We start from the raw sequence: 10266 nt of genomic DNA, 5'->3' as shown, positions 1-10266 counted from the left end.
GTGCCGGAGGGCGGCGCGACCGCGGCCTCGGAAGGATCGGCCAGCGTGCCCGCGCCGGCATCGCCGTTGAGCGCCACGTCGCGGTTCTCGCCGATGACCAGCGGCATGCCGTTCTCGACCTGGAGCGTGAGCGTGGCGCCCGAGGCGGTGACGATGTCGCTGCCGGCCGGCACCTTGCTGCCTTCGTGCAGCTCGGTCAGGGAACCGTCGCTATTGCGTATCCACGCGCGGCCGGTGAGTTCGGAAACGATAGCGGGGGAGGCATTGGCCATTTTGGATCCTTTGAGGGAATCATCCGTGATGGCCGAATACTAGAGGGCATGCCGCGGCGGCGGTATTGTCCTCAAGGACAGGTTATGAGGCGACTTTGCTGCGCCGTTCCTGGGGAGCGGAAATACCGTGCACGAGCAGCGCCAGCTGCAGGCGGTCGGATACGCCCAGCTTGTCGAATACGGCCGACAGGTGCGCCTTGACGGTGCGTTCGGTAATGCCGAGGTCGGAGGCGATGCTGGCGTTGGCCTGGCCGGTGGCGGCCCGGCGCGCGATCATGTCTTCGCGCTCGGTCAGACCGAGGTTCCAGGAGGCCGGAGGCTGGGCGCGCTCTTCCACCAGGCGCAGCAGGCGCGTGACCAGCGAGCGTCCCATCCAGATGCCGCCGGATGCCACGACTTCCAGCGCCTGGGCCAGCGCGGCCGGCGAGGCGTAGGCATGGCAGTAGCCGGCCGCGCCCGCGCCCAGGGCCTGCGTGCCTTGCTCATCCGTGGGGCGAGGGCTGGCCACGATGACCTGAGCGCCGTCCAGCACGGCCGCCCAGGAGGCGTCGTGCCACCCCGGCAGGCGGGGCAGGTCGCTGTCCAGGATAGCGAGGCTGCGGCCCTGGCCGCGCCAGCGGGCGAGGTCGGCCAGCGTGCGCCCGCGCGCCGGCAGCCACCGCGTGCCATCCAGGTTGCGCCATTGTTGCCAGAGCAGCTCGTCATGCGTGATCAACAACACGGGTGTCGGTTTCATAACTCCTTCAGCGCTCGGTAAATGCGTTCGCCTTGGCGCGCAGCACGGGCTTGAGCAGATACTGCAGCACCGTCCGCTTGCCGGTCAGGATGTGCACCTCGGCCACCATCCCAGGGATGATGGGCAGGTGCTTGTCGCCCACCGTGCTGCGGTTCGTGCGGACCCGCACCACGTAATAGGAATTGCCCTTGTCGTCCGTCACCGTGTCGGCGCCGATCTGCTCGATTTCGCCTTCCAGCCCGCCGTAGATGGAGAAGTCGTAGGCGGTGAATTTCACTTCCGCCTTCTGCCTGGCATGCAGGAAGCCGATGTCGCGCGGCTGCACGCGGACCTCGAGCAGCAGCGTGTCGTCGGCGGGCACGATCTCGATGATGTCCTTGCCGGGCTGCACCACGCCGCCCACCGTGTTGTTGAAAATGGTCTTGATGATGCCGCGCACCGGCGCGCGCACTTCGGCCAGCTTGACGCGGTCGGCCAGCGCCAGCTTGCTCTGCTGCAGGGTCGCCAGCTTGGTGTTGGTTTCCGAGAGTTCGCTGCGCGCCTGGTTGCGGATGTTGAGTTCCGTTTCCTGGATCTTGCTCTCGGCTTCCTTGATGGAGGCCTGGAAGCGGTCGATCTGCGCCTCGGCGCCTTTCTGCTCGCCGCAGAAGCGGGCCACGTCGCGCTGCAGGCGCAGCAGGTCCACCTCCGAAACCGCGCCGCTCTTGAGCAGCGGGCGCGTCACTTGCAGTTCGCGCGAAGTCAGCGCGCAGCTGGCGGCGGCCTGGTCGCGCTTGGCGATGGTTTCGCGCAGGTCTTCCTGGCGCTGCTTGAGCTGCTCGCGCGCCACGTTGACGGTGGCGTTCAGCTCGGTGGTGCGCGCCTGCCAGGCGTTGCGCTCCATCTCCACCAGGCCCGGCGCCTGCTTCAGCACTTCCTCGGGCGCGGTAAAGGGTTCGCCCGTGGCCAGCGCCTTCAGGCGAGCGGCCTTGGCCAGCAGGGAAAGGTATTCGGCGTTGTTCTCGCCGAGCGAGGAGGCGAACCGCGTGGGGTCGATCTTGAGCAGGATCTGGCCGGCTTCCACTTCCTGGCCGGGGCGCACGAGGATTTCGTCCACGATGCCGCCGTCCAGGCTCTGGATGATCTGGACCTGGCGCGAAGGCACCACTTTGCCCTCGCCGCGCACCACCTCGTCGATGGGGCTGACGGCAGCCCAGACCAGCAGCAGGGCGACCGCGATCAGGGACACCCACAGCAGGATGCGCGAGCCGCGCGCCTCGGACTCGTGGATCAGCCATTCGGCATTGCCCACGTAGCCGGAGCGCTTGCGGGGCTTGCCTTTTTCGACGCCGTTGAGCAGCAGGTCGAACAGCGACACGAAGGCGCCGCGCAGCATGCGCCAGGGCAGGCTGAAAAGCGAAGGACGGTTTCGGACGGAATCGATTTGCATGGAATCCTCAGCTGCCCCGTCCGACCCGTCCCTGGCGCAGCGCCTCGACGACCTGTTCCTTCGGGCCGTCGGCCACGATATGGCCGTTGTCGATGACGATGAGACGGTCCACCAATTCCAGCAGCGCCGTGCGGTGCGTAATGAGCAGAACGGTCTTGTTCGCGCTGGCGGCCTTCAGGCGCTGGCGCAGCTGGGCCTCGCTCTGGTGGTCCATATTGCTGCTGGGCTCGTCCAGCAGCAGGATGGGCGGGTCGTTGATGAGCGCGCGCGCCACCGCCACCGACTGGCGCTGGCCGCCCGAGAGCGATTCGCCGCGTTCGCCGATCACCATGTCGAAGCCGTCGGGATGCAGGTTGGCGAATTCGGTGACGCCCGCCGTGTCCGCCGCCGCCAGGATGGTGGCGTCGTCGGCGTACGGCGCGCCCATCGCCAGGTTGTGCTTCAGGCTGCCGTAGAACAGCAGCGGATCCTGCGGAACGTAGCCGATCGCGCGGCGCACGTCGGCGGGGTCGATCTGGCGGATGTCCACGCCGTCGAGCAGCACCGCGCCCTCGGTGGGCTGGTAAAGGGCGAGGGCCAGCTTTTCCAGTGTGGTCTTGCCCGAGCCGATGCGGCCGATGATGCCCACTTTTTCGCCCGGCTTGAGCTTGAACGACACCTTCTTGAGCGCGGGCTGGCGCGCGCCGGGGTACACGAAGCTCACGTCGCGGAATTCCAGGCCGCCATGAAATACCGGGCGGTGCAGGAATTCCGACTCGGGCGGGCGCTCCACCGGCAGCTTCATATAGTTGTCGATGGAAGCCAGCGAGGTGCGCGCGTTCTGGTACTGCATGAGCAGCCCCGCCACCTGGCCCAGCGGCGCCAGGCAGCGGCCGGCGATCATGGAGGCCGCGATGATGCCGCCCATGGACATGGCCGAGTCCTGCACCTGGTAGACACCGATGATCACGACCGAGATCGAGACGAGCTGCTGGCATGCCTGCACGAATCCCACCGCGGACGAGGAAATGAGCTTGAGCTTGCCGCCGGTCTGGGCAATGAACTCGGTGGCGCGCTCCCAGTTGCGCTGGATAGCGCTCTGCGCATTCAGGGTCTTGACCGATTCCAGGCCGGTCAGGGCTTCCACCAGCGTGGCATTGCGCTGCGACGATGCCTGGAACGAGGACATGGTCAGCGACTCCATGCGCGCCTGGGCCGCCAGGGAAACCAGCAGGATCAGCACGATGGCCGCCAGCGGGGGCAGGATCATCCAGGGCGAGATCCAGACCAGCGCGGCCAGGAACAGCAGGATGAACGGCAGGTCCACCAGGGTGGTGATGGTGGCCGAGGCGATGAAATCGCGGATGGATTCGAAAGAACGCAGGTTGGCCGCGAACGACCCCACGGACACGGGCCGTCCTTCCAGGCGCAGATCGAGCACGCGTTCCATGATCTGGGCCGAAAGACGGACGTCCACGCGCTTGCTGGCGCTGTCGACCACGTGCGCCCGCGCGGTGCCCAGAATGGTGTTGAAGATCGTGACGAGGCCGATGCCGGCGGCCAGCACCCACAGCGTTTCCACCGCGTTGTTGGGCACGACGCGGTCGTACACGTTCATGGTGAAGAGCGGCATGGCCATCGCGAACAGGTTGATCAGCAGGGCGGCGATCAGCGCGTCGCGGTACAGGCGGCGGTTTTCCATGATGGCGGCCCAGAACCAGTGGCGCGTGCGCACCTTGGCCACCTCCGGAGAGCGGGCGTCGAAACGGAACTGGGGCCGGATGAGGCAGGCCAGGCCGGTGTATTGGGCCAGGAGCTGGTCTTGGCTCATCTCGATGGCGCTGCCGCCCAGCTCGGGGTGGCTCACGATGCAGACGTCGCCGTCTTTCCTGAGCAGCAGGCAGGCCCGCTCGCCGCGCAGCAGCAGGATGGCGGGCAGCAGGTCGGCGGGAATGTCCGCCAGCCCGCGCTTGACCACCCGCGCCGACAATTGCGCGCGCGCCGCGGCGCGCGGCAGCAGGGCGGGCGTGAGCCGGTGCGACTCCAGCGGCAGGCCCGCCGACAGCGCCTGCGCGGTGGCCGTCACGCCATGCAGGCGCGTGACCTCCACCAGGCAGTCCAGAAGGGGGTCGTCGTGCGCGGCGCGCGCATCGGCGCGCCACTCCCGGAACGAGGTTTCAGATAACTTGTCCATCGTCGTCATCGAGCAGATCGAGATGTTTCGAGAGACGGGCGCGAGTCTGTTTGCGCTGCGTCAACTTCTGCTGTGCCTGGATGGGCAGATCGGTCAGGCGCAAGGTGCCGTTGGCAATCAAGGCGTCGATCAGGTCTTCCAGCACGCGGACAAAGTCCGCGTCCAGTTGCGAAAAGTCTTTCTTCGGATTTGCCATGGGGCCTCCTGCGCCCGGCGCGGGTCAGGGCGCGGCTTTGGGCGCCTTGGCCGGCGCGTTCAGCGGCACCAGCGTCGGCGGCAGCGTTCCTTCGTTGTATTGCACCCTGACCGGAGCCAGCCTGGCGGCGTCCGGAACCGTCGAGTTGCAGAGCTTGATCACTTCGTCGGAAACCTCGAGCTTGCCGTTTTCCTCGGGCATCTCGTCGCGCGCGGGGCGCAGCGACAGAGCGGGCAGGAGCTGGTGCGACAGCGCCAGCCACCGGTATTGGGCGAGGCGCAGATCATAAACCGCATTGGTGAGCGCGCGGCGGGATTCGAAAAGCTCGTTCTCGGTGTCCAGCAGGTCCAGCAGCGAGCGCTGGCCGATCTGGAACTGCTGGCGGTAGGCGTCGCGCACCTTGGCGGTGGCGATTTCATGGTCGCGCAGGAAGGGCAGTTTCTGGTTCAGGCTGACGATGTTGTTCCAGGCCACCGCGAGATCCTGCTGCACGTTGCGGCAGGTGTAGTCGCGGATGTCGCGGGCGGCATAGGACTGCGCGGCCGTCTGGCGCACGCGCGCGGAGTCGGCGCCGCCGCGGTACAGGTTGTAACTCATCACGAGCTGCACCGACGAGGTCTGGATGTCGCGGTTTTCCGGGGTCGGATCCGTCTGATCGCGCCCGGTGGCCGCCACGAATTCGAACTTGGGCGAGAACGCGCCCTTGGACGAGGCCACGCCCGCCTGCGCGGCCTGCAGACCCGCCTGCTTCGACAGGAACGACGGGTTGCGGCGCAGCGACTCGTTGAAATCGGCCGGCTTGCCGGGCAGCTTGCCGCTCAGGTCGGGCACGGGCTGCAGACTGGCGGGCGGCAGCGCGCCGGTGATGCGCTGGAAACGCTGCTGCACGTCCAGCAGGTTGGCCGATTCCGTCATGAGGTTGGTCTGGGCCAGGGCCAGGCGGCCGCCGGCCTGTTCCTGGTCCACGCGGCGTCCCACGCCCGATTCGGTGCGTTCGCCAATCTGCTTGAGGGTTTCCTCGTGCAGCGAGTAGTTCTGGCGGGCGAGCATTTCGAGGTCGCGGTAGCGCTCCAGGTCGATGTACGCCTGGGCCGCGGCCAGCGCGGTGCTGTCGCTGGTGGCCAGCAGGTCATAGAAGCGGGCCAGCTTGTCGAAACCTGCCTGCTTCACATCGTTGCTGGTGCGAAAGCCGTCGAAAATGAGCTGGCGCAATTCGGCCGACCAGCCCGGCTGCGTCCATTGCTGGGAGCCTTCGCCCGGCACCTTGTTGCGGTACTGGCGGCCGATCGAGCCCTGCAGGTTGACCTGCGGGAAGAAGGCCGCGCGCGCCACGTTCTGGCCTTCGAGCGAAGCCTGGAAGTCGTGGTACTTGGCCTGGATTTCGGGGTTGCTGAGCAGCGTCTGTTCGACGATCTGGTTCAGTGTGACCGGCGTCTGGGCATATGCCGCGGGAAGGCCGGCCAGAGCAAGGGCGACAACAGTGCTTTTAAGCGTGAACGAAGCCATGGTGATTATTCGAGGACGAGTGGGTTTCGATAGATCGAGATAATGTTTGTAAATGTCAGGATTGGCGAGTCAATGTTTGCAAACTTGTGACGCAACTGACCGCCTGCGCTGACTTTCTCCGCGATACTTCCCCCAAAAGCCTCGAAATCACGCAAATTCTTCAATGCTTTCGGCTCGCTTTATATTTAAGGATGGTCTGAACAATTCCCCCGCCCAACGGTAAACTTCGTCTGTCACGCCCTCTCGAGTCTGTTCATCATGAGCCAACTGAGTTTTTCTGAAGCGGAATTTGCCGGTAAGCGCAAGAAGACACGCCGTGAGAAGTTCTTGAACGAGATGGATCGCACGGTGCCGTGGGATTACCTGGCCGGTGAGATTGCCAAGCACTACCCGCAAGAAGGCAAGGTGGGTCGCCAGCCGTATCCCATTGAGACGATGCTGCGGATTCACTTCATGCAGCAATGGTTCAACCTGAGCGACCCAGCGATGGAAGAGGCGTTGTACGACAGTTTTTCGATGCGCCAGTTCGCCAAGCTGCCCGGTGGTCGTGCGCCGGACGAGACGACGATCCTGAACTTTCGTCACCTGCTTGAGAAGCACAACATTGCCGAAGAAATGTTCGAAGGCGTGAACCTGCTGCTGCAAGACTATGGGCTGATGGTGCGCCGGGGAACGATTGTGGACGCGACGATCATCGATGCGCCCAGCTCGACGAAGAACGCCCAGGGCGCGCGGGACCCCGAGATGCACCAGACCAAGAAAGGCAATAACTACTTCTTCGGCATGAAGGCGCACATCGGGGTCGATCTGCATACGGGCTTGGTGCATTCGGTGGTGGGTACGGCGGCCAACGTGGCGGATGTGACGCAGGTCGATGGGCTGCTGCACGGGGAGGAAGAACTGGTCTTGGGTGATGCGGGCTATCAAGGTGTGGGCAAGCGCGAAGAACACCAGGGGCGCGATGTGCAGTGGCATATTGCGTTGCGCCCGAGCCTGCGCAAGAAGTTGAGCAAGACGGTGCAATCCTTGCAAGACGCCTATGAACACACCAAGGCCAGCCTGCGGGCCAAGGTGGAGCACCCGTTTCGGGTGATCAAACGGCAGTTCGGCTACACGAAGGTGAGGTATCGGGGGCTGGCGAAAAACACCGCGCAGTTGCTGACGCTGTTCACGTTGAGCAATCTGTGGATGGCGCGACGACATTTGATGGCAGAGGTGCGCCCATAGGACATCAAAAGGCCCGGAAACGGGCTCTTTTGAGCGAAAACACGACGGAAAATCGGGATTTTGGACGTTTTTTTCTGATTTTCTGAAATCAGGCGACAAGCAGTGATGAATTTGGGTCGGCTGGCTGATTGTTCAGACCGTCCTTAATGGCGGACCTCGTTGTGCGCCGCATCATGAAAAAGAACATACGCTGGCGGATCGGCATGTTTCCGTCAGCGCGCCAGCAGGCCGTGGTGTCCGAGGCCATGGTGCTGCAGCCCCCGAAGGGTCGGTTTTTCGCGGACCCTTTTGTTTATATGCGGGACCAGAAACCCTATATATTCTTCGAAGACTACGATTTTAATTCCCGCAAAGGCACGATTTCGGTCGCGACATACTCCGACGGGGACTTCCGGCTGATAGGAACCGCGCTGAACCTGCCCTACCATTTATCCTTTCCGTATATATTCGAATACGAAGGGACCACGTACATGGTTCCCGAAACATGCGGAAACCGCAGCATCGAGCTCTGGAAATGCACCGATTTTCCCTTGAGGTGGGAGCTCGACATGACGCTGATGACGAATATATCGGCGGTCGACACCATAATATTCAAGCACGGCGAATACTGGTGGCTGCTCACCAATATCGACCGCACCGACGGCCAGAGCCATTGCGACGAATTATTCGCCTTCTTTTCCGATTCGCCGCGCTCCACGCAATGGACGCCGCACGCCTGCAACCCTATCGTGCGCAACCCCATGCGGGCCCGCAACGCGGGAATCGTTGTCACGCCTGGCGGAGAGGTGATCCGCTGCGCCCAATACCAGGGGTTCTGCCACTACGGCAAGGGAGTGTCGCTCAACCGGATCGAGGAGCTGACGCCCTCCACTTATGTGGAAACCGATGGCGAGATCCACTATGCCGATTTTCTGAAAAAACGCCATGCTTCGATGCACCATTGGCACTATCAGGGCGGGCATACGGTATTTGATTTCGCCTATATGGATTGAATAAGGCGGATGTTTTGCCAGGAAAATGCATTTCATATTCGCCGGCTGCCGCGGCAAAGGCTGGAAGAAGAAGGCCGAGGCAGCATTCCAGACTGAACCCTCCGCGACTTTCCCCGGCGGGCAGCGCCCCGCGGCGGGCCGCCCGGCCAGGGCGGCGTGCAACATTTCCGTTACCCCTCCCTCTGGTTTTTCATGCCTGCCGCGCTTGCCGCGGCTGCGCCCCTTGCGGCAAGCGGGGCCGCATGGGCGGGTTCCCGGGCAGCGGGGCGCATTTTCCCCCGGGAAAACCCGGCCGCCGGAAAGAATGATTTCGTTATCTCATTCCTATTTATGAGAAGTGTTTAAGGCTAACGGATGATTACTGTTTTTGTCGGATTATATCGACCTGAAACGTCTTGCTTTTAGCCATTGCGAACCATAAGATGGGTTCACGCCATCCGTTATGTTGGCTACCAAAGTTGCTCAGCCTGCATGCCATGAATATGCCGCATCCGCATATTCCCGCATGGCGCGGAACAAGCTCCGCGGGGCTGAAAATAATAGTCTTCAGCACAGCGAAGATCCCCTTCTAGGGACGGTCTGAACAATCAGCCAGCCGACCCAAATTCATCACTGCTTGTCGCCTGATTTCAGAAAATCAGAAAAAAACGTCCAAAATCCCGATTTTCCGTCGTGTTTTCGCTCAAAAGAGCCCGTTTCCGGGCCTTTTGATGTCCTATGGGCGCACCTCTGCCATCAAATGTCGTCGCGCCATCCACAGATTGCTCAACGTGAACAGCGTCAGCAACTGCGCGGTGTTTTTCGCCAGCCCCCGATACCTCACCTTCGTGTAGCCGAACTGCCGTTTGATCACCCGAAACGGGTGCTCCACCTTGGCCCGCAGGCTGGCCTTGGTGTGTTCATAGGCGTCTTGCAAGGATTGCACCGTCTTGCTCAACTTCTTGCGCAGGCTCGGGCGCAACGCAATATGCCACTGCACATCGCGCCCCTGGTGTTCTTCGCGCTTGCCCACACCTTGATAGCCCGCATCACCCAAGACCAGTTCTTCCTCCCCGTGCAGCAGCCCATCGACCTGCGTCACATCCGCCACGTTGGCCGCCGTACCCACCACCGAATGCACCAAGCCCGTATGCAGATCGACCCCGATGTGCGCCTTCATGCCGAAGAAGTAGTTATTGCCTTTCTTGGTCTGGTGCATCTCGGGGTCCCGCGCGCCCTGGGCGTTCTTCGTCGAGCTGGGCGCATCGATGATCGTCGCGTCCACAATCGTTCCCCGGCGCACCATCAGCCCATAGTCTTGCAGCAGCAGGTTCACGCCTTCGAACATTTCTTCGGCAATGTTGTGCTTCTCAAGCAGGTGACGAAAGTTCAGGATCGTCGTCTCGTCCGGCGCACGACCACCGGGCAGCTTGGCGAACTGGCGCATCGAAAAACTGTCGTACAACGCCTCTTCCATCGCTGGGTCGCTCAGGTTGAACCATTGCTGCATGAAGTGAATCCGCAGCATCGTCTCAATGGGATACGGCTGGCGACCCACCTTGCCTTCTTGCGGGTAGTGCTTGGCAATCTCACCGGCCAGGTAATCCCACGGCACCGTGCGATCCATCTCGTTCAAGAACTTCTCACGGCGTGTCTTCTTGCGCTTACCGGCAAATTCCGCTTCAGAAAAACTCAGTTGGCTCATGATGAACAGACTCGAGAGGGCGTGACAGACGAAGTTTACCGTTGGGCGGGG

The 10266-nt window shown here is 62.9% G+C and carries 9 protein-coding genes; 2 read left to right on the top strand and 7 right to left on the bottom strand.

Annotated elements, in window-relative coordinates:
* The 6 genes from AD428_RS16585 to AD428_RS16560 all read right to left on the bottom strand — a co-directional run.
* On the bottom strand, nt 1–272 hold a 272-nt coding region (locus tag AD428_RS16585), incomplete at its 3' end, for a retention module-containing protein (protein WP_152968127.1).
* Nucleotides 273–354: 82 nt separating this feature from the next.
* Nucleotides 355–1008: a response regulator transcription factor gene (locus tag AD428_RS16580; protein WP_053245907.1), complete on the bottom strand. Its 654-nt coding sequence runs from the start codon at nt 1006–1008 to the stop codon at nt 355–357.
* A 7-nt stretch (nt 1009–1015) separates the two neighbouring features.
* Complete coding sequence (locus tag AD428_RS16575) at nt 1016–2437, bottom strand: HlyD family type I secretion periplasmic adaptor subunit (RefSeq protein WP_053245906.1); 1422 nt, start codon at nt 2435–2437, stop codon at nt 1016–1018.
* Between the two features lie 7 nt (nt 2438–2444).
* Complete coding sequence (locus AD428_RS16570; protein WP_053245905.1) at nt 2445–4610, bottom strand: type I secretion system permease/ATPase; 2166 nt, start codon at nt 4608–4610, stop codon at nt 2445–2447.
* Nucleotides 4594–4806, bottom strand: a complete 213-nt coding sequence (locus AD428_RS16565) for a hypothetical protein (RefSeq protein ID WP_053245904.1) — start codon at nt 4804–4806, stop codon at nt 4594–4596. The genes AD428_RS16570 and AD428_RS16565 overlap by 17 nt, the downstream gene beginning before the upstream one ends.
* A gap of 24 nt (nt 4807–4830) precedes the next feature.
* Entirely contained in the window at nt 4831–6312 is a 1482-nt protein-coding gene (locus AD428_RS16560; RefSeq protein ID WP_053245903.1) for a TolC family outer membrane protein, read from the bottom strand.
* A 258-nt stretch (nt 6313–6570) separates the two neighbouring features.
* Here AD428_RS16560 and AD428_RS16555 point away from each other — a divergent pair, with 258 nt between their 5' ends.
* Nucleotides 6571–7539: an IS5 family transposase gene (locus AD428_RS16555; protein ID WP_053244871.1), complete on the top strand. Its 969-nt coding sequence runs from the start codon at nt 6571–6573 to the stop codon at nt 7537–7539.
* A gap of 173 nt (nt 7540–7712) precedes the next feature.
* The gene (locus AD428_RS16550; RefSeq protein ID WP_235490591.1) at nt 7713–8531 is read left to right on the top strand and encodes a glucosamine inositolphosphorylceramide transferase family protein; all 819 of its coding nucleotides are present in this window, start codon (nt 7713–7715) and stop codon (nt 8529–8531) included.
* 715 nt (nt 8532–9246) lie between these two features.
* Here the strand turns inward: AD428_RS16550 and AD428_RS16545 are convergent.
* On the bottom strand, nt 9247–10215 hold the full coding sequence (locus AD428_RS16545) for an IS5 family transposase (protein ID WP_053244871.1): 969 nt from the start codon (nt 10213–10215) through the stop codon (nt 9247–9249).
* Between the last annotated feature and the right edge of the window lie 51 nt (nt 10216–10266).

Source organism: Achromobacter sp. DMS1 (genome assembly GCF_001270295.1).
This window is presented reverse-complemented; position numbering and strand designations above follow the sequence as displayed.